Here is a 25,952-nt window from a genome sequence, read left to right as displayed (position 1 = left end):
TTGCGAAAACAAAGTAACAGCAATAGGTTGATGGTATCGTCAATTAAATCTGCATTGATGTCCGTTATGAAACGACTTGCCTTTTCACATTTCTCCAAATTCATCTGCCTCAGCATTTCAACTTCTGTTGCAATTTTTTATCCCTTAACCATTACTGCTGCCATTAGCGCAGAGCGCAACGCTAGAGATATTGCTCAATCCCCCGCTTCCCCGTCTTCATCCAACACTCCCTATCCCTTCCTCGATCGCGCCTCTAAGGGCATGGTTGCCTCTGCCCATCCCCTCGCCTCCCAAGCAGGGCTTGCCATGCTGCAACAAGGGGGAAATGCTGTGGATGCGGCTGTTGCCACAACATTTGCAATCTCTGTTGTCGAACCGTTTTCAGCGGGAATTGGCGGTGGTGGATTTATGCTGGTGTATCAGGCGAACAAGAACGAAACTAGAGCGCTAGATTTTCGCGAAAAGGCCCCTCTCAAAGCCAGCCGCAACATGTACCTCGATGCTCAAGGCAAGGTGCGTCCAAACGCCAGCACTGATGGACATCTCGCTGTGGGCGTACCGGGAACCGTTGCAGGACTGTATGAAGCCCATCGCACCTATGGAAAGTTGCCTTGGAAGACCGTGATGGCCTCCGCGATTCGGATTGCTGAAACTGGATTTCCAATCAGCAAGCCCTTAGCCACGGCTTCGCAAGAGCGCTTAGAAATATTAGGAAAAAATGCGGATGCTCGACGCTTGTTTACCCGCGACGGAAAGCCGCTGCAAGTTGGCGAACTTTTGGTGCAAAAAGAGTTAGCGGCAACGTTACGATCGCTCTCCGAAAATCCCAATAGTTTCTACACGGGAAAAATAGCGACTGCGATCGCGCAGGATATGACGGTCAACGGTGGGTTAATTACGCTCGATGATCTGAAGCAGTATCGTCCGACGTGGCGAAATCCGGTGTGCGGCAATTTCCTCAAAGCAAGAGTATGCTCAATGCCGCCGCCTTCATCGGGCGGAGTGCATTTACTTGAGATGCTCAATTTGATTGGAACAACTGATCTCAAAACATTGGGGTGGCATAGTCCCGACACATTGCATTTGCTAACAGAATCGATGCGAATTGCCTACGCCGATCGCGCGACTTATTTAGGCGATCCAGCATTTGTCAAAGTGCCCGTTGCAGCGTTGACAAGTCCAAAATACGCCCAACTCCGGCGGCAAGAAATTAACCCTAAAACAGCAACTCCGTCGAGTCAAGTCAAAGCGGGTGATCCAAAACTAATCCAGCAGTTGTCTCGCGAATCGAACGAGACCAGCCATTTGACCGTTGTCGATCGCGATCGCAATGCTGTGAGTTTAACGTTCACCGTGAATCTTCGATTTGGGGCAGGTGTAGTGGCAAAAGGAACCGGAATCCTGCTTAACAATGAAATGGATGACTTTGCAAGTGCGCCGAATACACCGAATGCATTTGGGTTAGTCGGCGGAGAGGCCAATGCGATCGCGCCAGGAAAAATTCCGCTCTCCAGCATGACGCCAACAATTGTGACCGAGAATGGACGCTTGCGAATGACCGCAGGTGCACCCGGAGGCAGCACCATTATTACAACCGTATTGCAGGTGGTGTTGAACGTTTTAGCCTACAACATGAGCGCTGAGAAAGCCGTTGCCGCACCCCGTATTCATCACCAGTGGTTGCCTGATAAATTAATGGTCGAACAATGGGGATTTGATTCGTTGACGGTTGCAGAACTGCGACGGCGCGGACATCAGATTGACGAATCGCGACCCAACTGGGGCAATGCAACTGCGATCGTCGTGCAGCCGGATGGAGTGTTGGAAGGAGCCGCCGACCCACGAGGCGAAGGCATCGCCGCAGGATTTTGACCAGCATTGTACAGAACACAAATTAAGCCGTCAGCAATGCATTGCTAATGATGATGACATTGGAGTTTCTTAGATTGTGGTTAAAAACAAAGGCATGTTTGTCAAGGTGCATCTCCGCTTTCTAGGTGCAATTAGAAGCGCGATCGCAATCAACGGGTTAGCTTGATTACGATCGCGCTGTTTGTCTTATTTCCAATCCTTCCAATTCGTATTCAAAATCGATGTGTTTGGAAACGCAGTCGGATTGCCATTCGCATTTAACCGTTTTTGCAATTCCTCTAATTTAGGATTTGCTCTCGGCAGGTTTTCCACTAACTGATACGGCAGGATTCCCGTTTCTAATGAATAGGCGGCTGTCGTTCCTGCTGCCGCACCCATTGACCATTCGATCGCGTGAACTCGATACGCCGAGGCGCTGATGTGACTCATCGCCATGCTTTTTCCGGTCACGAGCAAATTATCGATCTTCGGCGGAACCATCGATCGCAACGGAATTTGAAACGGAAACGCTTCACTGGCTCCTTGCCGTTCTCCAGGACGCTCCTGATTGCCTGGTTTTTCGGGCGGCGACTCGACCATGCAGGGGTGAAAGTCTAGGTTGTAATGACCAATGCCCACACTATCGGGATAGATGTGCGATCGCGCCCGAGTTTCGACCTGCTGCGGCTCAATCTTGCCGCGAATCACATCAATGGTGCGCAATCCCGCGATCGAGGCGGCTAAATTTCGGTAGGCTTCTGGCGTCAGGGTTTCGGTGTAGTAAGGATCTTTAAAGTTCTTGCGCGACATTGCGACTTCATCCACTAAAAATCCGTTGGGGTAGCCATAGGCATAGCGACCTACTAACCGACGAGATTCGCGGAGGTAAGGATATTTCGATAATCCGTGCGCCGTGCCCATCGGAGAATCGAAGCCTTGTAGATAGCGAATGTTGGGATAGGGCTTCTTGATCGGCTGCTTGGCATCGGACGTGCCGGAATGAAACCAATGGAAAAAGCCGATCGCCTGTTCTTCTGCTCCTTTGAGCGTGCTGACCCGGTATCCACCCAGCCATCCCTCCGGTTCAAGTTGTCCGGTTGAACGCAGTTGTTGACGAGTCAGCAAATAGTTATCTGCTGAGGTTCCGGGAGCATAGTCGTTGCCCCAACTCCAGTTCTGCATCGAGATATCGCCTGGAAGCACCGTTTTAGACCCAGAATTTGGCTTTTGGCTGGCGATGCGACGATAGGTGAACACAAGTTCGGGCGACTGAGCGTAACGCTCGTCGTTGAAACTATAGGACTTCTCGTATTGAGCATAAAAATCGGGCGGCTGAGCGGTTTGCGGAGTTTTGGTGGCTTCCATTGCAAACGTGTAGGTCAACGCCTGAGCGCAATAAGGATTGTCAGTCTCGCTCGACGACGACGGATTGCGATACGATCGCGCATCCACTCCCACTTGGTAGGGCAAATCCGCTAAGGCTAATAATTCTCCTGTTTCGGTCGCTTCAACCACAGACCATTTGCCCGACGCAGGCGGCGTAAACCGGACAATCTTCTTCTTGAATAGCTCAGAGTCCGCTTCACGATAGCTATCTTCAATCGTGCGAGATAACGGATACGTATTTAACGGGGGTGCGCCTGCGGCTGGACTGTGTTGAATGCCCCGCACCGACTGAATCTGACTCCCTTCAATTTGTAGCGATTTGACCGCCGTATTTGGGAACAGATAAAGCTTTCCTTTGCCTTGCTTTTCAGCTTCTTTCAAGAGAGATTGTAGAATCTCGTGCCCCTCCTTTGGCAGAAAACACACCAAACTCACCCAACAACTGCCGGGATTTTTGTTGTTATTTTGAGCGAGAATGCGCTGCCGTAGTTCGGCGTAGCCTTGCGGAAAATAAAGCTGCGATCGCTGAGTCGGTCGTTCGTCGAGGGCAGAGGTTCCTTGAGCCGTTAGCTGTCCGCCAATCCAATCCGTAATCTCAGTTAAACAAACCGTTCGACCCGCTTTTAGCGCTTCATAACTCGCCGCAACTCCAGAAATCCCGCCGCCAACAACTAGCACATCACAGGCGACAGCTTGATCTACCGCTTTCGGAGTCGCGCTTTGTGCCAATTGGGCTGGAGCCGCTGCAGTTGAGCTTGACCATCCTGCGATTAGGACTCCACTGATTTGCAGTGAGACTGCACCTAAAGTCAATACTTTCTTCATAACTCACACTTCACGCTAAACAAGCAGCTTTTGCTCAATTCTTCTAACACAATTTATTCGTTCTCAGACAATCGTTTGTAGATCAACCCACTTCACATAACTCCTATCCATCTGTAAGGTTTGCAGTCGTCAACCTCTCTCAAACTTGACTTTGAGAACTGGTAATATTAGTTCGAGTAGAAAAAACACGAGATCTATCTGAATCCGTCTTCTGAGAGCCATTACGGCTTGAAATCAATCCATTAATAAAACGATTGCATTCATAAAAATATTGCATTCTATAGAAGCAGCGTGACGAACTGGGTTAAGTACTTGTTTCAGATTGCCAAAGATTTGACTGTAAAATTTGACTCTGTTTACTCTGGCACATGTGAGATGATATGCAACAATAATACGTTATGAAATTCAGGATTCTACCCGGCGCTATTGCTGCCGTTATCTCACCTCTAATGATACTTGTATCACAAAGCACAGCCCAGCAAGACAGTATCCGGGTTCGAGTAAATCGATGGATTTCAGTTCAGCAGGTCTCTGGCGACGTGAATTATGCGGCTCAAAATGTGTCTCGCCCTGCCCGTGTAGGCGATCGTTTAATTATTGTAGGAGACAGGATCACCACCGATAAGAATTCGTCAGCAACCCTACTGGTCGATACTGGACTTGGGACGATTCGGGTATTAGAGAAAACTACACTCCGGGTGCGAGAACTCAAAATAACTCCAAACAATGGGCGGATTACGCGGCTCGATGTCTTGCAGGGGCAGGTTCGCCTCAAGCTCCGCAGCTTTACCAACCGAGAATCGGAGTTAGAGCTTCGGACCCCAGCCGGGCTAAGTGGTGTGCGAGGAACAGAGTTTGGAATCAGCGTCGAGCCGAGCGGCAAAACCGCGATCGCAACCCTGGAAGGAGCCGTCGCCACCACCGCACAAGGAGTAGAAGTGAGAGTTCCCAACGGCTATCAAAATTTTACAATTTCAGGTGAAGCGCCAACAAACCCAGTACCGTTAAGAGATGATCCGGGTCTGGCGTACCGATTTGACCGACAAATCGCTCGCGGGGGCATTCGGAATGTGCGTCTGGTGGGTCAAGTTGATCCGGTCAATACAGTCACGATCGACGGAGCGCCCGAACCTGTCGATCGCAATGGTTTTTTTCGAGTTCTCTATCTCGCTCCTTCATTCCTGAAGCTTAAAGTCGTTGTCACTACTCCGCTTGGAAAGACACAAACTTATGAACTGGCGCTTTAGTGAACTCGGATGGCGCTTACTCCCGGGTGGCATCGCAGCGATCGCGATCGCTGCCCTACTAGAGTTAGGAGTGGTGAAACCTGCTGAACAGCTTGCGTACACGGCCCTATTTCAGGCGCGGGGTGAAGCTGCCTGGGATGATCGCTTGGTGCTAGTCGCGATCGATGATGCTAGTGTGAAACGGTTAGCGCGATTCCCATTTTCGCGAAAATATTATGCTCAACTCATCGATCGCTTAACTAAAGCAGGAGCAGGTGTCATTGCGATCGATGTTTTATTCTCTGAGGCAACACCAGACGACGCGACTTTAGCGCAAGCGATCGCCCGCTCGAGGCGAGTCGTGCTGGCTCAAACCGACAATCAAAGCGAGTTTCCACTGCTTCCCGTACCCCAACTGCAAGATGCCGCCTCTGGCAGTGGTCACATCCGAGCCAACATGGATTCGGATGGGATTGTGCGAAAGATCGATCCTCGGTTTCAAACCAATCTTGCCTTTGGGCTAGCCGCGATTGAGAGCTACTCGCTGACCCAAGCTCCCGTTCCACCAGTAGATTTAACCCGACCAGTTTGGCTCAATTGGGCAAGCTCGATCAAACGCATTCAGCGTCATTCCTTTGCAGACGTGGTGCAAGGCTTGGTGGGCGATAGTGCCTTTCGGAACAAAATTGTGCTGGTCGGCGCAACCGCTTCGGGTCTCGATCCAGCGCGGACGCCATTTAATCTCAATCCACCTGCGAGCGGAGTGCATCTGCAAGCCACCCTGATTCACAATGTATTGCAAAACAACGCGCTGCATCCTGTGGAGCCTGTCTGGCTGCTGCTGCTGCTAGGAGGTCCGGGGTTAAGCTTGATTCTCAGTTTTTGGCGGTCGGAGATTCAAGCGTTGATTGCCCTGGGTAGTTCTTTAGGTTGGGGGGGAGTGAGCTTACTCTTACTAAAGTTTAATGTTTTGATTCCAGTTGCGTTTCCGATTGGGCTGATTGTTTCAACGACAATATTGGTCGCGTTGACCGAGCGGTTGCGCATGAATTCGATTTTGCAGCAGCAGGTGCGTCAACTGTGGCAGCGCTACGAGTCTGACCTCGTGATTAGCCCGACCACATTCATGGAACCGCAGTCGCTGCCGCCCAACTCGCTAGCCTCGATGCAGCGCGTGATTCAGTTAGCGGCCCTTGCAGAGCGATTTGGGCGATCGCAATCGACCCAAGCTGCGATCGCACGCAGTCTTTCAATGGGGCTTGCTGCCGCCGATTTCGATGGGCTGGTCTGGTTTTGCAATCCGACTGCTGCCAATCTGCTGAAACTTGAGATTGGCAGTCGATTAGAGTTTGAGTTAGTGCCTCAGTGGCTGAGCGAGAGTGAGTGGCAAGACGCCTTAGCCGCATTGCAATCTGAACGTCCTGCCCGACCAAAAGAGCAGTTGCTCGGCACGCGCTGGCACCGTTTGCAGCTAGAGCCGTTGTCCTATCAGTCTCGCTCGTTTGAGAAGACGGAGAGCGATTTTCAGTTAGATGGCATTCTCATTTTGCTCGAAGACATTAGCGATCGCAAAAAGATCGAGGCGAGTTTAGATCAGCAAATTGATGAACTGCATCAGATGAGTCAACTCAAAGACGACTTTTTGAGTACGGTGTCTCACGAGTTGCGAACGCCCTTGACCAACATGAAAATGGCCATTCAACTCCTCAAACTTGTGGGAACGGAGACTCAGCGCGATCACTATTTACAGATTCTCGACAACGAATGCACTCGTGAAACAGAACTGATTAATGATTTGCTCGATTTACAGCGTTTAGAAGTGGGGGGGCAAGTGCTGCGCCCTGAGCGACTTGATTTACAAAGCTGGCTTCCAGAGCTAATCGAACCGTTCTACAAGCGCACCGAGGCGCGATCGCAGGCATTAACCATTCGAGTCGATAAAGAGCTACTAGCGGTTGAGTGCGATCGCTCTAGTTTAGAACGGGTGATTGTAGAGTTGGTGAATAACGCCTGCAAGTACACGCCTCCTGAAGGAGAAATTTTGGTGACGGCAGACGCGGTAGATCCAGAATTTGAAATTACGGTGTGCAATTCGGGCGTTGAGATTCCTAAGGCAGAATTGGGTCGAGTCTTTGATCGCTTCTACCGAGTGCCGAAAGCTGACCCATGGAAGCAGGGCGGCACAGGGCTAGGACTCGCCCTCGTTAAACGCTTGGTCGAATGCCTCGATGGAGAGATTCAGGTCGATAGTGGAGACGGGATGACAACGTTTACGGTAAGGTTACCGTTTAGTCAGGCATAGTCCGCAGCAGATCTCTAACCGTTCAGTTATTCATTAGAGAAACCTTAATCAGGCTGAATCGCAAATCATTTAGAATGCAGAGAACTGAAGTTCAGTTTACAAATTTTCGTGAGCAGATTTTTATGAATGTTGCATCCCTCAACTTGGCAGAAAAGACGTTTGAATTTTTTGTTGATTGGGTTTTAGTTTCTGATGCTCAGGCGATTGAAGCCTACGTTGAGAATCTTCGCGTCAGCTATTCTCACCTCGATCGCAAAGGAATTGCCCAAAAGATTGTTGAGGAGCAAGCGTTTAATAACGGTTGGTTAGGCGCAGCAACGGGCTTAATGGGAGCTGGTGCGTTGCCGTTCACGTTGCCCCTAGATCTCATTAGAACGTGGAAGACGCAGGATTTTATGATTAAAGCGATCGCGTCCGTTTATGGGTACACGCCTTACAATACTGACCTCAAAACCGCCGTTTTTCTCCTGCTTACCAATGGTTCGTTAAATGAACTGAAGGAATTTGCAATGAACGAAGCCTCTAGTATGATGAAATACTCTGCATTTAACGCAGTAGATGTCCTTAAAACGTCGTCAATTCAGGTTGCAACAAAAGAGGCTCCTAAATATTTAGCCGAACTACTGTGCAAATTATCTGGCAGAAAGATGACTGAAAAACTGCTGCAACGGTCATTTGCGGTTACGGTTCCAATTTTGGGTGCAACGATTAGCGGTGGAGTAGATTGGTTTACAACTCAAGCCGTTGGCAATCTGACCATCGAGTTTTTTGAAACGTCTGGATTGGAATTCGTCAATTCTCTTTTTCTTCCACCGGATGTGATGTCTTAGAACGGTAGGGGACTGGGAATTGAACGGGCAATGCGTTGAGCGGTGGCTTTAGCAAAATTCGCTACTTAAAATTTGCTACTTGCGGTCGTGTTGACAAAGTTGATCTAGAGCTACTGTGAAAGGCAGTCGTTCAGATTCTTTCATTCGTCAGCCCTTAGTTCTCATGGAAACCCCAATCCCAACTAGCCTAAACCAACACAAACTCGATCGGATTGCTACTGTTCTTCGATGGGTTGGACTGGCGAGCTTTTGCCTCCAGTTCGTTTTGACTGCTGCTGCTGCCCTGACCTTAGCGTTTGCGATCACAGGTAGAAGCTTTAGTCAGCAGCTCACGCCGACGACGGTTCCAGGCGTCCCGGGCGGAGTTCCAACAGGAGGGGTAACGCCAGGGTTAGGGATTGGCATTTTTTGGGGGGTGTTTGGGGTTGTCGTGCTGCTGGCAAATCTCTATATTGCCTTTCGGCTGACGCGATTTGCGCGACGATTACGGAATCTGAATGCGAGTGTGCATCCTAAGAAAGCGGAAGTGCTACAAGTGCTGAAAGTTGGTGTTATCGCTGGCTTCATTGGGATGTTGGTTACGATTTTGGGTGGCGGAGCAACGCTGGGGTTATTGCTATCTAAAGCGATCGCGCAACCTCAAGGAGTAGCAATCTACGATCCGGCACGCATTATCCGATCGCTCGATATTCTTGTCGCATTAGCAAACATGAATGGCATTGCTGGAAGCTTCGTTGCAGCAGTCAGTACATTAGGACTATTTCAGTGGATTGAGAATCAGCATCGTTAACGCTAAAATTTTATGTGTAATTACGCAAATCAGATTTGCAATTGATACTTAAATCTATTCTTTATAGCAACTTCACTGTTTTCGGTATCAAGTTTACTGTTTCGCGCTAGACACTCCGTATGTAATGTTTGTATGGTTAGTGGTAGGGCAAGCTTCCAATGCACTAAAACCCCCTGATAGTAAGCTATTTGGGAGTTAGAGATACGCTTACTGCCTAGACAGGCGAGATTTGCGCCATCTACGTGTGCTTGTAAAGTTTTTACGTTAATTCTGTAAACATAGGGGCATTCTGGGAACTAATTGCCCTGATGATACGGCTTCGATACATAACCGCATAAAACACTCGAACAATTTCTGAAGCCTTGACGGATTTCAGACGATCTGGAGTGTTAAACGAGAATAAATCAACAAAGGCTTTGAGCATGAAAACGGCAACACTCGAAACTGAAAAAACTGGATTGCGCGGAACAGAGGCTCAAGCGCGAACTCGACTTTTATTAGCGCTTTGGGATATGGGTGGCGCTGATATTAAGAAAGGTGAATTAATGGCACGAGTTGTGGCCCGCCCAAAAGAGAAAACTTCAAGTTATCAGCCGATTTTGAGCCAATTGGAAAAAGAGCAAGCGATCGCAATCTCTGGTAAGCGTATTCAAGTCATCTCACTCTCTAATAAAGGAATGCAACTATTAGACCAAGGACTCAAAAACGCTGAATTCACCTTTGACGCTTCAATTGGCGCAAGAACTGCAAATGCGCTGTTGAAATGGATAAGAGCATCAAATGATAGTGCGGTTCGTATTGCTGAGACAAATGGAAACGGCTCCAATGGCAAAGTTAAAGCTGAGATCTCATCCTATGACGAGTTCAAGACTGAAGCTCTCAAAATGTTTGAGGAATTGAACAAGGGCTGCAACTACAGTGGATTAGTGCCCATTTGGCATATGAGACAAGAAATGGGCAATTGCATTGGCAGGACAGAGTTTAACAACTGGATCATGAACATGCAGGCAGATCAGCTTTTCTATTTACAAACGGGTGAGGCTATTGGAGCAACCGAGGAGCAAAAGCGCAATTCGATTGAGAGTGAAATTCGAGGTCTTTTGTTCTATATCAGCCAACCAACCTAAGTTTGAAGAGAGCCAGCAGTCATGATCGCAGCACCGCAAGATTCCTACACCCTTTTCACCAACGCTCGCAAGAATAGCCCCAACCCTTTCATGCTAGAGCAAGTGATCTCAGCCGATGAAGTTTGGGGTAATGTCATGACAGACTTATCCAGCCTAAATCAGCACGTTGATCAAAAAATAACTCAAGCAATCATCGAGATCCGCCAAAAATTCTCAAAAAAGGTTGGCATTGCTATTAAAGGAGATCGAGGAACAGGCAAGAGCCATGTCATTCATCGGATTTGGAAAAATATTGAGAGAGATGGTCAAGCTGTTTTCTCTTATATTCCTCCTTGTAAAAATCCCAATCGCATCGACTCTCACGTTCGTGTCAGCTTATGTCTTGATTTCAATCGACAAGATGCATATGGTATAACTCAATGGCAGAAACTTGCTGCTGCTGCGATCTCCACACTCAAAGGAACGGAATATGAGAAAGAGTATAAAGAGTATGTAGAAAAGTGTGATCAACCTGATCTACTCAGAAAATATATTATTGCAACTGTCGCTAAATCAGAAATTGAGAATTTCTTTGATAACCTGACAGAAAATATCTTAGAAAATCAACCTGAATTAGACTTCAATTTTCTAAAGGCAGCTCTATTTACTCTCTTCAAAAACCTTAAAGTCGCTCAAGTAGGATTAGCATGGTTGAAAGGAGATGATCACCCTTACATTAAACAAGCAGGTCTACCAGAGTATTCAGCCGACCAGCAAGATCAACGCTCAATTTGGATTATTCAGCAAGTGTGTAAGTTAGCTGAAGTTGTCCGAGCGCCCGTGGTGATTTGCTTCGATCAGCTAGATAGCGTTGAGCCTAATTTGGAGACAGGTGACAGCAAAGCTCAGGTTGTAGCGAGATGCCTAGATCGAATCTACTTCCAATGCAGTAATGTCATTCTTCTATGTTGCGTCATAAGCGACACGTGGAGAGAAATCGAACATATGGGCAGTGGAATTCCTGATCGCGTAGGACAATGGGCAGTAAGCACCAAACCACCAACGGCAGATCAAATAGTAGAGCTAGTCAAACTACGGCTAGATTGGTTTTATAATCAGAACCAACTTAATTCCACTGATTATCCCTATCTCTATCCCTTCGAGGAAAGTGAGCTTAGAAAAGTAGCAAGTGAAGCGGCGGGTGCGCGTGCATTCTTTAGAAACTGGTGTGCCAAGAGATTTGAGGAGCATCAGCAACCTTTTCCTGGGAATCCACCTACTTCGCCTGCACCTCCTTCCGATCCAGATGAAAAGGCTAAGACAGAGTTGCTCAACCTTTACAACGAGCTTCTAACCAAAGTACAAGTCTCGAAAAAAGAAAAGGATGATGATGGATTGGCAGCTATCCTCACATGCGCTATGCGAATGGTGCCAAATAGAGGTACAGCTAATGTAGTTATCACTCAAGTTGAAGAAATTAGAGCTTCAAATCACGATCTCCATTTAGTGGTTTCAGGTTACGACTCGTTACATCAGAAGAAAGTCCGTATTGGCATCAGAGCATGTGAGACGACCAATGGAATTTCTTTCAATGCTGTCATGAAACGCTTACTAGACTACAAGAAGTACAAGCTAACTCGTGGCTGTCTAGTTCGTTCTACCCCAATTCCACTGAATTGGAGAAAAGGCAAGGAGCTTGAAACTCAACTGGTCAACAGACAAGGGGGAGAAGTTGTTGTGTTGAACTATAGTGACCTTAAGCCGCTTGTTGTGCTGGAAAGAATTTATAAGCAAGCTGAGGACTATGGCTTTAAACAAGAGCAGCTAATTGCCCTTATCCAGGAATTGGGATTAGTCACTGACAATCCATTAATTTGCGAAATTCTCAGTGCGCCAGAAGCAGAATGAGTATTCAAATTATCAAAGGAATTCAGATTCCTGCTTTCGATGTAGAAATGTTGAGTCTGGGCAAGCTGATTGCTATACCTTTTAAGCAGTATGTACCAGAAGGCCAGGCATTTTGGCTGTATCCATCTCAGCACATTCCATCAAATCTCACGCGGGAGGAGTACTATCAACCAGAATTCTTGAGTAATGCTCAAGAGACATGCAAGCGCTACTCGAGAGCTCCTGTCCTAATTAAAACCTGGGCAAGTGCTGAGTACCATTGGCACATGCATTCACATACTAAAGAGCTGCTACTTCAAGTTGCCCGTTCAACTGTTTGGAACGTAACTGCGTTGGAGCATATGTTCGAGGAGAATCAAGTTCTGAAACTGCTTTTCCTTAGAGTTCATCGCTTGCCTGAACCTATGCTCGTCAATGCCCCACCACAATCCAGCCCTTACTATTTTCCCAGTTCCGAAGACACTATAGTATCAGCAAGCGAGCAGGACACTCCAGCCATTAGTACAACAAGCTTTATTCGACGCAGAACTTGGTTAGTATCTGGTGTAGTTTACCCTTATACATCATTAGAATCATTAGTGTTGCAGGCGGAAAGCAACGCTAGCGAAATTCTAAATACAACAGTGTTTAAGCATCGAATTAAGCAACTTTTGGGATGGCAGAGCAGCCACATCCAAGTCATTGAGGAGCCAAAATGGATTAGCGAAATCTCTCTTTTAGGCGATCGCAGTAAAGAAGATGACGAAGGCAAGAGTAATTATCAAGCTGGAACAGATTTTGAAAACATTGTTCGCAAAAGTCTTGAATTGTTAGGCTTTAGCATTGACTATTCCCACAAAGGTGGAGCAGGGGGACTAGACCTCTTTTGCTCTCATCCTTATCCTTTAGTCGGCGAGTGTAAGTCAGGCAAGAAGATTCCGAACGATACAGCAGTTCAATTGCTAAATCTAGGAACCATTCGTCTCGAAAATAAAGAAACATTTAGCCAGGCAGCTAAGCTTATTATTGGACCAGGTGAGCCAACTGATCAATTGAAGAGAGCAGCAAGGGTACACGGTATGGCAATTATTACTCCTACAACACTTGAAAAACTTGTCAAATTACACCACAAGTATCCAGTTGATTTGTTAAAGCTGAAGGAACATCTTATAGATGGCCAGGCTGATGAAGAAGTAGAAAAGTTTATTGGTCAGGTAAGTCAAAGCATTAAGTTGAGATCGCATATTGTTGAACTCACAAAGCATTACCTGGAAAATGCTAACGATGAAGATGCAAATGTATCTGCACTTCACGCTATTTATATTGTCTCTAAGCCTCCCCAACCTTTGAGGCGCGAGGAGATGCATGAAATTTTGATTGAGCTTTCGTCACCTCTAACAGGTTATTTAGGACGTAAAAAGGGAAGTGATGGTAGCGATCGCTTCTACTTTCTCCGCGATTTGTCTGTTTAATAAACTCGTGAATGGATCTGTAAGCGGATGAGAGAACTCTATCTTTCATCCGTTTTGCTTTTAGACAAAAGAAAATAGCCCCTAGAGGCTGTTCATGACCATAACAAAGCTTCAGCCGCCTACACTAGCGTATACCGCCCTCCAGCGCTAACAAATCTATCTCAGACAACACAACGTCTCATATTCAATCCTGCTCATCTCCATCTCAACTGAGAAACCGCGATCGCTAAACAAAGTTATCCGCCTACAGGGGATGAAACGAATACAGACTTTAATTATCCCCATGCCTCAATTTGAATCTGGCACACGCCCAAATTAGCCGCTCCACGTCCTTCAGGTGAGGCAACCTTATCTTTGATATGATGCATCCCAAATGCCTGCTGCCAAGCAAAGACTAGAGCCAGCAAATTAACCACTCCACCACCCTCTAATACTCATTCATGTCTTTACCCCCACTGTGGCTGATTTACCCCGCAACGTTGAGCCTATGGGACAAAACCAGTGGAACCTGGATTAACATCGTCACCGTCCTGCTCGGAACCTTTCTAGGACTTTTACTTCAAGACGCATTGCCCCGCAGAATGCAGCGCATCATCACCCAAGGTCTCGGACTGCTCACCCTATTTTTAGGCGTCACCATGGCTGGAAGTTTGCTCAAAGTGCAAGCTGCCCGCATCGACGGAATTATTCTTGGACTGATCACCATTGTGGTCGGTGGACTTTTAGGCGAATGGTGGCAGATCGAAACCTACCTACAAACAATAGGCAATTGGCTGCGTCAACTGTTTAAAGGAGGCGGCAATTTTACCGAAGGATTTGTCGCTGCAAGCCTCCTGTTTTGCGTCGGGCCAATGGCCATTCTTGGCAGCCTTAATAATGGCTTAGCAGGAAATAACACCGTGCTATCGATCAAATCAGCGATGGATGGCTTTGCTGCGATCGCACTAAGCAGTAGTTACGGCGTCGGCGTTGCCTGCTCTAGCCTGATCATTTTGATCTACCAAGGCGGACTGTCGATCGCGGCTGGCATCTTCGCTCAATCCCTGCCCGATCCAGCCACCGCACCCCCTGTTCTGCTTACGTCTGGCGTTGGCGGACTTATGATCATCGGCTTGGGTCTAAACCTGCTCGAAGTCACTCAGCTTAGCATTGCGTCCTTTTTACCCGCGCTGATCTTAGCCCCGTTGCTTTGGGCGTTGCTGCAACAATTCACCTGATCACAACCGCTAACCCATTGGGAATAAGCAGCGCGATCAGGGCAGCGATCATGGGCTAAGAAGCGATAACATACGCCTCACTCCGACTCGTCAATACCAACATTGAAGTAATCACAACGGCAATATAGACAAATTTAGACATTGATTTCTTAAATTTTGGTGCTAAATTAGAAAATGTCTCTATAATTACAGCGATAACAGCGATGCGATACAAATCGCAAACTTCGTAGAGTCGCAAACAACTCTTGAGAGCAGAAATTCAACAATCCACCTCAGCGAGTAACGTCATGTTTGCAGTTCGTTTGCATCTGCAATTACCCCGAACAGGGAACTGCGAAGCAACCGCAAAACTCCACGGTTGAGGTAAATATCGCGCAAAGTTATCACCCTTACCCAGCAACAAGGAACAAAACAATGGCAGCAACCAAAAGAAGATCACCGACATCAACGTTAGTTTCCAAGAACGCTATCAGCCAAGCCTCTACCTCTTTACAAGATCTGCCCGAAAAGCCAAAAGAGATTTGGTCACTCCGAGAAGCGATTAACTTGCTCAAAGATCAGATCACAGTGGCACTCGATCGCGGATATAGCTACACCGAAGTTTCGCAAATGCTATCGAAAACAGGTGTAGAAATCAGTCCATCTACGTTGAAGTACTATCTGTCTTCGGCGCGGAAAGACGATGGGGGTGGCAAAACCAAGACTCGCAGACGCCGCAGAACTCTAAATCTGCCCGCAGAAGCTCTGCAAAATGGCATGTCTGACGCGGCTATGGAAAAAGAGCCTGAGGCAAAAGCAGAGGCTCCTGAGGCTGATGCTAAAACTCCTGCTAAGCGAGGCAAAGCTACGCCTAAAGCCGCTGCCGCCACTAAAAAACCTGCCGCTGCTAAAGCACCCGCCGCTAAAAAACCCGCTGCCGCTAAAACAGCCGCCAGCAGAACTCGGAAGAAAGCGGTAGGCTAGTTGCGATCGCGCATAGGTTTGCACCCAGGAAATCATGCTGTGTGTACCCAGAAAAATCTGCTTTTGATCGGCTACACATGATCTGTGACTAGCACAGGCTGACACAAGAGAACGCACCTCCATTTACGGTATGGTGGAGGGTATCGCTATGTCTGAAGTGATCTGCCATGCAAGACCTTGCACAATCGTTTTCATTGCCAGAGAGCTTAGAGGCTTTCTGGATGCCCTTTACTGCTAACCGGCAGTTTAAAGCGAAGCCCCGGCTCATGGCATCGGCAAAAGGCATGTACTACACCACTGTAGACGGTCGGCAGGTGCTAGACGGAACGGCAGGACTCTGGTGCGTCAATGCAGGGCACTGCCGCGACAAAATTGCGCGTGCGATCGCGCAGCAAGCCGCTACGCTCGATTTCGCCCCAACCTTTCAGATGGGGCATCCGGGTCCTTTTGCGTTGGCAGAACGGCTGGCGCAAATGCTCCCAGGAGATCTCAACCATGTGTTTTTTACCAATTCTGGCTCTGAGTCGGTTGATACAGCGCTTAAAATTGCGCTGGCCTATCATCGAGTCCGGGGAGACGCCAGCCGCACGCGACTGATTGGGCGAGAGCGGGGATATCATGGCGTCGGGTTTGGCGGAATCTCGGTGGGAGGCATTGCGCCTAATCGCAAATTTTTTGGCAGTATGCTGCCGGGTGTCGATCATCTACCCCACACGCACAATTTAGAGCAGAATGCGTTTAGCAAAGGTCAACCTACTTGGGGTGCTCACCTTGCAGATGAGTTAGAGCGCATTGTGGTGCTTCATGATCCTTCTACCATTGCCGCTGTGATTGTTGAACCCGTTGCTGGATCAACAGGTGTGTTAATTCCGCCAGTGGGATATTTAGAGCGGCTGCGATCGCTCTGCACGAAATACGGCATTCTGCTGATTTTCGATGAAGTCATTACTGGATTTGGACGGTTAGGAACAGCGTTCGCGACTGACTATTTTGGTGTGATGCCGGACTTGGTGGCGGCAGCAAAAGGCATTACCAATGCGGCTGTACCAATGGGAGCCGTGTTTGCGCGCGAGGGCATTTACAACGCCTTTATGCAAGGCTCAGAACAGATGATTGAGCTATTTCATGGCTACACCTATTCGGGGCATCCATTAGCGTGTGCAGCGGCGCAAGCAACGTTGGACATTTACGAAGAAGAAGGGTTATTTGAGCGGGCCAACACACTAGCGCCCTACTGGGAGGACGCAGTGCATTCTCTAAAGGGAGCGCCCCATGTCATTGATGTCCGGAACTTAGGGCTTGTGGCGGGAATTGAGTTGGAATCAATTGCTGGACAGCCTTCGGCACGTGCCTACGACTGTATGGTGCGCTGTTTTGAGCAAGGGCTATTGATTCGGACGACAGGCGATATCATTGCGCTCTCGCCCCCACTCATTCTAGAAAAGCAGCACATTGATCAAATGATTGACTTGCTGGGAACTGTACTGAAGCAAGTGTCCTGACCTTCTCGACGAATTGAGAAAGGTTCACCGTTTGCGAACGATGCGTTGGGTCTCTTGAGCGATCGCCCAATCTTCTTCGGTGTGAATCACCAGCACTCGTACCGTTGATGCTGGTGTTGCAATATCTTGATCGACAGGATGGTTTGCATTCCTTTGAGCGTCTAATTCTAATCCTAAAAAGCGAAAGGCTTCGCAGGTCTGCGATCGCACGTCAGCACTGTTCTCACCCACTCCCCCTGTGAATACTAATGTATCAACCCCCTGTAGCGATGCCATCATCGAACCGATTCCCGATCGCAAGCGATGAACATAGATTTCAAATGCTAATTTTGCTTGCGAATGGGTTGCGGCGCTCTCTTTAGAACGACCGATTGCCGCTAGAACTTGCCGCATATCTGATGAAATGCCAGACACTCCTTTCAGTCCAGAATCTTTATTTAAAAGATGATCCAGGTCATCAGGAGAGTATTGTTCCTCCCGCATCAGATGGATCAAGATTCCAGGGTCAACTGAGCCAGAACGGCTGCCCATCATCAAGCCATCAAGCGGTGTGAATCCCATCGTTGTATCAATACTCCACCCCTCCCAAATTGCCGCTAGAGAACATCCATTGCCCAAGTGACAGGTAATCAGCCGCAATTCTTTCAGATCTTGGTTTAACAGTTGAGCCGCTCGGTTTGCACAATATTGGTGACTAATGCCGTGAAAGCCATACTTGCGGATGCCCTTCTCAAACCATGAGTAAGGAATTGGATAAACTGCACTTGATAAGGGTAGCTGGGCATGAAATGCGGTATCGAAAACAGCGACTTGAGGAACGGTTTTGAGCAACTGTTCCATCGCTTCAATGCCTTCTAAATTTGCTGGATTGTGGGACGGCGCAAAGGTAGATAGACGAGCGATCGCCCTTCTTACCTCGGGTGTGATCAGGACGCTTTCTCGATAGTCCTGTCCGCCATGCACAACGCGGTGCCCGATCGCTTCAATGTCCGATAGGTCTTGAATAACCTGAGTATCACCACTCGTCAGCGTTTCCAACAGATGGGACAGTGTACCGATTCGATCAGATGCTGAACGTTCTTCGTGGATTTTACCGCTGTGGGTCTTTACCTCGATTTCGGCGACGCCCTCACGATGCGTCCAATCGATTTTTGCCTCCCAAAGGGGCTGTAACGGGCGATCTGATGCGTCTTCACGCAAATCGTAGAGCGCACTCTTCTGACTGCTTGAGCCTGCATTCAGCACTAAAATTTTCATGGCTCTAATCGCGTAATTGCCTGTTTTGATGTGACCTAAGTTCCGGGCAGATTTTGCAATGCTTCGCTAAGATGGTCGCGATTGCCCAACTGTTCGAGTAATGGGCCATGTTCGTCAAATTTAACAACGCTCACCGATGCCACCGGAGCGGCAATGCGATCGCGGAATCGTCCTAAATCAATGCCTAACAAATTACACAATATGATCCGAATTGTTCCTTTGTGCGCCACAATCAGCACGTTGCCCGTCGAGTGGTGCTGCTGAATTTCGGTAATCACCAGAGCAGATCGACTCGCCGCCTCAACCGCTGTTTCTCCTCCAGTAGGCGGGTTCCAAGCAGGTTCTGCCAACCATTTTACATAGTCATCATGATAGGTCGTTTGCACAGTTTGTACGGTTTCACCTTCCCATTTACCGTAGTTAAGTTCAATTAAGCCCTCTCTCAAGTGCATCTCAGTTTGGATTGCATCGCACAATGGCTTTGCCGTGGCGATCGTGCGTTTTCTCGGACTTACATAAACGGCATCCCAAGTAAACGTGCGATAGCGATCTGCAAAGGCTTGTGCCATTTGCGTACCGGATTCCGTCAAGTCTGGATCGAGAGAGCCGCAGTAAAGATTTGCTCTGCTGAAATCTGTTTGTCCGTGGCGAAGAAAATAAAGTTTAAGAGGCATGAAGAGTATAGAACAGGGGTTAGACGAATTATGGACATTTTGAGCGGTAAGAGATTGAGAGTGCAAAGCGGAGCAAGTTAGATAGAGGGCGCGATCGCGCCCTCTATTGGGTAAATCTACCGCGACGATCGGGCAGCCGAATCATCCCCGACGATCGTTGAATCTGTGCTGCTAGACTGTTCAACTCTTGTTTTCGCGGTCTCTTTTTCTACAGCAGAACCACTATAGTACTGCCATTTCCAGTCTCGAACCTCTGGCATATCTTCACCATGTTCAACAATATAGTGTTGATGATCGATCAGCTTATCCCGAATCAACTGTTTAGTATATGCGCCTGTGTTTCTCAGTTTTGGCAATCGGTCAATCACATCATTCGCTAAATGGAATCGATCGAGGTCGTTGATCACCACCATATCAAACGGCGTTGTCGTGGTTCCTTCCTCTTTGTATCCGCGCACATGCAAATTCTTATGATTCGTGCGGCGGTACGTGAGCCGATGAATTAGATAGGGGTAGCCGTGGAACGCGAAAATAATTGGCTTATCGACAGTGAAAATAGAATCAAAGTCGCGATCGCTTAATCCATGCGGATGCTCGTTTTGTGGCTGTAGCGTCATCAGATCGACCACGTTGACCACACGAATTTTTAGGTCTGGGTAGTGCGATCGCAAGAAATCTACGGCGGCTAGGGTTTCTAAGGTCGGCACATCTCCAGCGCATGCCATCACGACATCAGGTTCTTGATCATCATCGTTGCTTGCCCATTCCCAGATGCCAAGTCCGGCGGTGCAGTGTTTGACGGCTGCATCCATATCGAGCCACTGCAATTCTGGTTGTTTACCCGCCACAATCACATTGACATACTGACGGCTGCGCAAACAGTGATCGGCTACCGATAATAATGTATTGGCATCCGGTGGTAGATACACGCGAACCACGCTGGCTTTTTTATTGAGCACAATGTCTATGAAGCCTGGATCTTGATGAGTAAAACCGTTGTGATCTTGCCGCCATACGTGCGAAGTTAGCAAATAATTGAGCGATCCGATCGGCAGTCTCCACGAAATATCGTTACACGCTTGCAGCCACTTCGCGTGTTGATTAAACATCGAATCGACAATGTGGATAAACGCTTCATAGCAAGAGAAAAATCCATGTCGTCCCGTGAGCAAGTAGCCTTCTAACCAACCTTGGCAGAGATGTTCGCTCAAGACTTCCATCACGCGACCATCGGTAGAAATATGGTCGTCGATCGGTAAGATGTCTCCGGTAAAGACGCGATCGGTCACTTCTAAAACGGCATTGAGGCGGTTAGAGTTGTTCTCGTCGGGAGACATGACGCGGAAGTTGCGGTTGTCCATGTTCAGCTTCATCACATCGCGCAGAAACTGACCGAGAATTCGCGTCGATTCTGCCTCTACGGTTCCAGCATCACCCGTCTCTACAGCGTATGTGCGGAAATCTGGTAGGCGTAAATCTTTGAGCAACACGCCACCGTTCGCGTGAGGATTGGCTCCCATTCTGCGATCGCCGGATGGGGCAAGTTCCGCTAGTTCTGGCTTGAGTCTCCCAGTGTCATCAAATAATTCTTCTGGTTTGTAGCTCTTCATCCACGCTTCTAGCATTCGCAGATGATCCGGTTTGCTACCCAATTTGTCTAATGGAACTTGGTGAGCGCGGAACGTGTTTTCAATCGGCAGCCCATCTACTTCTTTCGGTCCTGTCCACCCTTTCGGCGTTCTTAGAACAATCATGGGATACTGCGGTCGTGCTTTGAATCCATGCGTTCTTGCTTCTCGCTGAATGCTTCCAATCTCAGCTACGATTTGATCTAGCGTTCCCGCCATTAGTTGATGCATCGTTTCTGGATCATCACCTTCTACAAAGTAGGGTTTATATCCGTAGCCAACAAATAAACTTTCAAGTTCCTGATCGCTCATCCGTGCAAGAACGGTTGGATTCGCAATTTTATATCCATTCAAATGCAGAATTGGCAGCACCGCTCCATCTCGTGCAGGATTGATAAATTTATTCGAGTGCCAGCTTGTGGCTAACGCGCCGGTTTCGGCTTCCCCATCGCCGATGACACAACAAACCAATAAGTCAGGATTATCAAACGCTGCGCCGTAAGCATGAGCCAAAGAGTAGCCGAGTTCTCCGCCTTCATGAATCGAACCGGGCGTTTCGGGAGCCGCATGGCTCGGAATTCCACCGGGATAAGAAAACTGTAAAAACAGTTGTTTTATCCCTTCCTCGTCTTGAGTAATGCGGTTGTAGCGTTCGCTGTAGCTTCCTTCTAGGTATGTGTTCGCGACCATTCCCGGTCCACCATGTCCAGGACCACAGATATAGATTGTGTTGAGGTCATAGCGTTTGATCAATCGGTTGAAATGCACGTAAATGAAATTCAATCCAGGCGTTGTGCCCCAGTGTCCGAGCAATCTAGGTTTGACCTGCTCTAGCGTTAACGGCTGCTTGAGGAGCGGATTATCCCGCAGATAAATTTGTCCGACTGATAAATAATTAGCGGCACGCCAATAGGCATTCAGTTTTTGCAGTTCTTCCGCCGTCAACGGCGATTGGAGTTTAACTGAGTTAGCAACGGTCATAAGAGTTAACTCGCGAGTGAATTCGGTAATTATCAGCAATTACCTCGCGATCGCAATCTGTCAGGAGTATGGGGAATGGTGAGTATGTGCAAGAACAATCATCCCTGCTTTCAGGCTGAGAAGTTTCAGACTAAGAAAGAGATAGCTTAAAATGTGTTCATTCTGAATTAGCAATGTGTTTACCAACACATCAACCAATGTTGGTAAACACATCAGTCTATGGTTAAGCATTACAGTTAAACGACCGATATAACAGCGCGATTAAGAATTACGGTTTGTCGCACAGGGTACGATCCTCAGGAGCTTGGTGGAGCCAATCGCTGCCGTCAATGCTAGGACTAGTCCTTAGATAATCTCGCACCCAGTCACACGCGGCTGTCATCGGAGCAAGAGACAGGATTTGCTGTAAGTTCCACAGAATAATAGTTTTATCTGCACTGGCAGATGCTAAAAGTTTACCATCTGGACTAAAGTCAATTCCTCGAATCGTGTCCGTGTGCCCGCTTAGTGTTCTCAATAGCGTTCCATCTAGCTTCCACAATTTGATTGTCTTATCGGCACTAGCGGATGCAATGAGTTGTCCATCTGGGCTAAATTTGACTTCATACACCATCCCCTGATGACCCTTGAGCGTTCTAAGTAATTTGCCGTCAAGCGTCCACAACTTTACCGTCTGATCAGAACCGCCCGTCACCACAGCCCCCTGATTCTTGGGCAAGGCCACAACACTCGGATTAAACGCCACGGCTCGCACGTCGGCTTGATGCTGAGCCAAGGTTGCCAACAGCGCCCCATCCTTGACGCGCCAAAGCTTCGCTGTGCCGTCTAGACTGGCAGAGGCTACCGTTTGCCCATCTGGGCTGACGGCAACTTTCCAGATCGAATCTGTGTGTCCAGCTAAAGTTTTGACCAATGTGCCATCGCGCCCTCGTAGCCGCAGCACCTTCTGGATTCCGCCCGTCACAAACCAGTCTCCCATCGGGCTAAACTGCAAGCTATAAATCGCTTCTCCCGGTTCAGACAGCGTTTTAATCAGCGCGCCGTCTCGGCCTCTTAGCTGAATGTCTTGATCAGATTCAACCAACACAAGCTCTCGTCCATCTGGACTCGCCTTTGCCTCGGTCACCCAACGCCGTTCGTCTTGAATTGTCTTCAATAAAACTCCGCTCTGCGTCCAAACCTTGACCGTTTTATCTTGACTGGCGCTGAGCAACTGTTGCCCATCGGCACTAAAACTGACCGAATGGACAGGAGCTTGATGTCCTTCTATGCGCGTCAGCAATCCATTATCTAATCGCCATACTCGCCCAGTTTGATCCACGCTTCCGGTGAGGGCGTAGTGATAATCGGGACTTAATGCCACGCTCGAGATGATGTTGTCATGACCGCGGAGGGTCGTGAGCAACGTACCATCGCGCCGCCACAGCTTAAGAGTTTTGTTAAAGCCAACCGATGCGATCAATCCAGCGCGAGACGCCGAAGAAACCGTTCCTCCACCCGAACTAATCGCGATCGCAGTCACTCCCTGCTGATCGGCATCAAGACTTTTGAGCAGCGTGCCGTCTCGTTTCCACACTCGAATCTTGTCGTCAAGCCCACCGGAGACAAACGATTGACCATCCGGATCAAAGGCAACGCTCATGACACCATCGCGATGTCCGTCTAAAGTGCGAATCAATTCCGTTTGGTTCCAATGTTTAATGGTTCCGTCTAGGCTGCCCGAAATTAACTCCTGCCCATTCGGGCTGAAGCTAACACTCTGTACGGCGGCTTGATGTCCGGTTAGCGTTTTGAGCAACCGTCCATCCCGGCTCCACAGTTTGATGGTGTTGTCTTGACTAGCTGACGCCAGCAGTTGACCGTTTGGGCTAAAGGCGAGTCCGTTAATCGGCGCAGTGTGTCCGGTCATGGCACGGATGATCCAACCATCATGCGTCCAAAGCCGAATTGTATTGTCTGCCCCTGCCGTCGCGATCGCGCCATCGGGACTAAAAACTGCCGCGAACACGCTCGCCGGGTGTTTCAAAGTAGCAACTTGGGAGCCGTCATGCCGCCACAATTTCGCCGTTCCATCAGCGCTACAGGTGAGCATAAATTCGCTGTTTGGGCTGATGCTAACGCAGCGCACGTCGCTTTGATGCCCAGTTAACCGATTTGCTTCTACTGCAGAATAAATGGCTTGACCCAGTGCCCGTTCGACTTGCAAGCGAATCGCAGAGTCAACAATGCCCAAACGGACGAGTCGTTGTTGGGCACGCAACGCCATCACTAGCGCATCAAGTCCTTTACCCACGCTATATAATGCTTCAGATGTGCTAGCGATGGCCCGGATTTCATTGCGTGCGGCATGGCGATATTGCCCATACGCTAAAGCCCCCATCACGATCGCGGCAACTAACTTTAAAGTCATGCCTGCTAGCAAAAGGCGCTGACGTTTTGTGCTTTTTCGTTCTACATCGAGCCTAGCTTCAATTTCTTGAGTGCGAGCAGCTTCTAAATCACGCTGCATCTCGCGCTGATCAAACCTTTGACTTGCAGCTAAAAATCGATAATCTTGATCGCTCAAGCTTTTGCCAACTGACCAGGCCTGAGCATCAATCAGAGCTTTCCCTCTCAGCAGACGGGAGTCATCGTCGCCTGACGAATGCAGCCAGTTGGTTAGGGCTTCGGCATAGGGACGCAATCGAGCCAACTGCTGTTCAACCCACTCCAAATTAAAGACAGCCGCATAGACCAAATTTTTGACTTGCAGATGTCCGTTGTGTTTTTCAACGAGTCCTGACAGGATTAACTCCATCTGTTCGCGGCTACCATCGGTTCCGACATTGCCCCCGACATTGCCCTCAGTGCTACTTGCCCCATCGCTATGCTGCACTAGAACTGCTTCGCTCTCTAGCGTCATTTGACTCAGCAAGATCTGCTGGTAGAGTCCCAGCAAACGTCCAGCGTGGAGTTCGTTGGTAAGAATGCGATCGCAAATCGTTCGTAAATGCTCCGGCTCATCTTGGGCCTCCCAATTTTCGATCAGGCGAATGCGGAAAAGCTGTTCGAGTTCCGATGAAGACAAAGTCCGTTGGCAAGAGCACGCAGCGCCGTCTAGAAGGTCGCGTTCCCTCATCGCTTCGACCACCAGTTGACACAGTTTTTGGGTCAGAAACGGCTGTCCGCCCGTCCAGGTTAAGATGTGACGCAGCACCGTTTTAGGGTTGCGAACGGTCTTTGCTAACCCCGGTAAGAGCGGCAGAGCATCTGCAAACTGCAATCCACCCAGTTCGATCGCATGACCGATATTAAATGGTGTTCGAGTTTTATCAGCGATCAGATCTGCCGGAGTAGCCACGCCAAGTAGGGCAAAGTTCAGCCGCTCAAACGCTGGATACTCAAAGCGATGGTCGTAGCACGCTCGAATCAGGGCAAAAAAATCATCCACTGAGAAATCAAGGCTCAAAACGCTGTCAATTTCATCAATGAAAATGACAATATCTCCTGGGATCTGTTCTAGCAGAACGGTTCTAAAGAATTCTGCCAATCGATTTACAGCCGTAATGTGAGCGCGATCGCGCCACCACGCTGCCAATCTAATCGTCAGCCCAGCGCTACTCATGAGAGATGCGGCGATCGAGGCGTACCACTGTTCACTTCTGACTTGCTGAGTGCCGATTGCAGTAATGTCGATCACGCAGCAGCACACACCTTGCGATCGTAAGCGTTGCATTGTTTGTACTCGCAGGCTTGACTTCCCCATCTGCCGCGAGTTGAACACATAGCAGAACTCGCCCTTCAACAACGCGTCATACAACGCCTCATCTGCCTGCCGCTTGACATAAGACGGTGCATTGGGCGGCAAACTTCCGCCCACCTGATAATTCATGATTCGCCGTCAACTTTACATTAGGTGAAACGTTTGTAACTAACTCCAGAGCTGGTAAAGCTCTAGTTCAGATAATCCAACAGGGAAGCAACCTTTGACCAACGCCAACTTGTTCTATTGTCCGAAACTGGCCGTGTTCTAGACGTGTGGATTTTGCGATACTGGAGGAGTGTGGTTTCAGCAA

The 25,952-nt window shown here is 48.6% G+C and carries 17 protein-coding genes; 11 read left to right on the top strand and 6 right to left on the bottom strand.

Annotation, left to right across the window (positions count from 1 at the left end; genetic code table 11):
- The first annotated feature begins 66 nt into the window (after positions 1-66).
- A complete protein-coding gene (gene ggt, locus AC5JLB_RS25810) occupies positions 67-1,872 on the top strand; it encodes a gamma-glutamyltransferase (protein ID WP_495876695.1) in 1,806 nt (601 codons plus the stop codon).
- 186 nt (positions 1,873-2,058) lie between these two features.
- Here ggt and AC5JLB_RS25805 read toward each other — a convergent pair whose 3' ends face one another.
- Complete coding sequence (locus tag AC5JLB_RS25805; RefSeq protein WP_495876694.1) at positions 2,059-4,062, bottom strand: FAD-dependent oxidoreductase; 2,004 nt, start codon at positions 4,060-4,062, stop codon at positions 2,059-2,061.
- Positions 4,063-4,511: 449 nt separating this feature from the next.
- Between AC5JLB_RS25805 and AC5JLB_RS25800 the strand changes: the two genes are divergently transcribed.
- From AC5JLB_RS25800 to AC5JLB_RS25770, 7 genes are all read left to right on the top strand, one after another.
- Positions 4,512-5,309: a FecR family protein gene (locus AC5JLB_RS25800; RefSeq protein WP_495876693.1), complete on the top strand. Its 798-nt coding sequence runs from the start codon at positions 4,512-4,514 to the stop codon at positions 5,307-5,309.
- Complete coding sequence (locus tag AC5JLB_RS25795; RefSeq protein WP_495876692.1) at positions 5,293-7,590, top strand: CHASE2 domain-containing protein; 2,298 nt, start codon at positions 5,293-5,295, stop codon at positions 7,588-7,590. Before AC5JLB_RS25800 ends, AC5JLB_RS25795 begins: the two co-directional genes overlap by 17 nt.
- Positions 7,591-7,712: 122 nt before the next feature.
- Complete coding sequence (locus AC5JLB_RS25790; RefSeq protein WP_495876691.1) at positions 7,713-8,420, top strand: hypothetical protein; 708 nt, start codon at positions 7,713-7,715, stop codon at positions 8,418-8,420.
- A gap of 163 nt (positions 8,421-8,583) precedes the next feature.
- The gene (locus AC5JLB_RS25785; RefSeq protein ID WP_495876690.1) at positions 8,584-9,210 is read left to right on the top strand and encodes a DUF3611 family protein; all 627 of its coding nucleotides are present in this window, start codon (positions 8,584-8,586) and stop codon (positions 9,208-9,210) included.
- 422 nt (positions 9,211-9,632) lie between these two features.
- The gene (locus AC5JLB_RS25780) at positions 9,633-10,337 is read left to right on the top strand and encodes a hypothetical protein (RefSeq protein WP_495876689.1); all 705 of its coding nucleotides are present in this window, start codon (positions 9,633-9,635) and stop codon (positions 10,335-10,337) included.
- 21 nt (positions 10,338-10,358) lie between these two features.
- On the top strand, positions 10,359-12,224 hold the full coding sequence (locus AC5JLB_RS25775; protein ID WP_495876688.1) for a hypothetical protein: 1,866 nt from the start codon (positions 10,359-10,361) through the stop codon (positions 12,222-12,224).
- Positions 12,221-13,675: a DUF1802 family protein gene (locus AC5JLB_RS25770; RefSeq protein WP_495876687.1), complete on the top strand. Its 1,455-nt coding sequence runs from the start codon at positions 12,221-12,223 to the stop codon at positions 13,673-13,675. The genes AC5JLB_RS25775 and AC5JLB_RS25770 overlap by 4 nt, the downstream gene beginning before the upstream one ends.
- A gap of 275 nt (positions 13,676-13,950) precedes the next feature.
- Here AC5JLB_RS25770 and AC5JLB_RS25765 read toward each other — a convergent pair whose 3' ends face one another.
- A complete protein-coding gene (locus tag AC5JLB_RS25765; protein WP_495876686.1) occupies positions 13,951-14,091 on the bottom strand; it encodes a hypothetical protein in 141 nt (46 codons plus the stop codon).
- A 24-nt stretch (positions 14,092-14,115) separates the two neighbouring features.
- Here AC5JLB_RS25765 and AC5JLB_RS25760 point away from each other — a divergent pair, with 24 nt between their 5' ends.
- From AC5JLB_RS25760 to aptA, 3 genes are all read left to right on the top strand, one after another.
- Positions 14,116-14,892, top strand: coding sequence for a DUF554 domain-containing protein (locus AC5JLB_RS25760; protein WP_495876685.1), 777 nt, complete (start codon positions 14,116-14,118; stop codon positions 14,890-14,892).
- A 414-nt stretch (positions 14,893-15,306) separates the two neighbouring features.
- Positions 15,307-15,855: a hypothetical protein gene (locus AC5JLB_RS25755; RefSeq protein WP_495876684.1), complete on the top strand. Its 549-nt coding sequence runs from the start codon at positions 15,307-15,309 to the stop codon at positions 15,853-15,855.
- A gap of 167 nt (positions 15,856-16,022) precedes the next feature.
- Positions 16,023-17,357 carry an omega-aminotransferase AptA gene (aptA, locus tag AC5JLB_RS25750; RefSeq protein ID WP_495876683.1) on the top strand — a complete coding sequence of 445 codons (1,335 nt, stop codon included), beginning with the start codon at positions 16,023-16,025 and terminating at the stop codon, positions 17,355-17,357.
- 24 nt (positions 17,358-17,381) lie between these two features.
- Here the strand turns inward: aptA and AC5JLB_RS25745 are convergent, their stop codons facing one another.
- From AC5JLB_RS25745 to AC5JLB_RS25730, 4 genes are all read right to left on the bottom strand, one after another.
- Positions 17,382-18,614, bottom strand: a complete 1,233-nt coding sequence (locus AC5JLB_RS25745) for an acetate kinase (protein ID WP_495876682.1) — start codon at positions 18,612-18,614, stop codon at positions 17,382-17,384.
- A gap of 35 nt (positions 18,615-18,649) precedes the next feature.
- Positions 18,650-19,288, bottom strand: coding sequence for a histidine phosphatase family protein (locus tag AC5JLB_RS25740; RefSeq protein ID WP_495876681.1), 639 nt, complete (start codon positions 19,286-19,288; stop codon positions 18,650-18,652).
- A gap of 116 nt (positions 19,289-19,404) precedes the next feature.
- On the bottom strand, positions 19,405-21,897 hold the full coding sequence (locus AC5JLB_RS25735; protein ID WP_495876680.1) for a phosphoketolase family protein: 2,493 nt from the start codon (positions 21,895-21,897) through the stop codon (positions 19,405-19,407).
- A gap of 268 nt (positions 21,898-22,165) precedes the next feature.
- Positions 22,166-25,768 carry a WD40 domain-containing protein gene (locus tag AC5JLB_RS25730; protein WP_495876679.1) on the bottom strand — a complete coding sequence of 1,201 codons (3,603 nt, stop codon included), beginning with the start codon at positions 25,766-25,768 and terminating at the stop codon, positions 22,166-22,168.
- Positions 25,769-25,952: the final 184 nt, after the last annotated feature.

This window comes from Myxacorys chilensis (assembly GCF_059505265.1).
The sequence above is the reverse complement of the archived record's forward strand: the minus strand, read 5'-3'. Positions and strand labels throughout refer to the sequence as shown.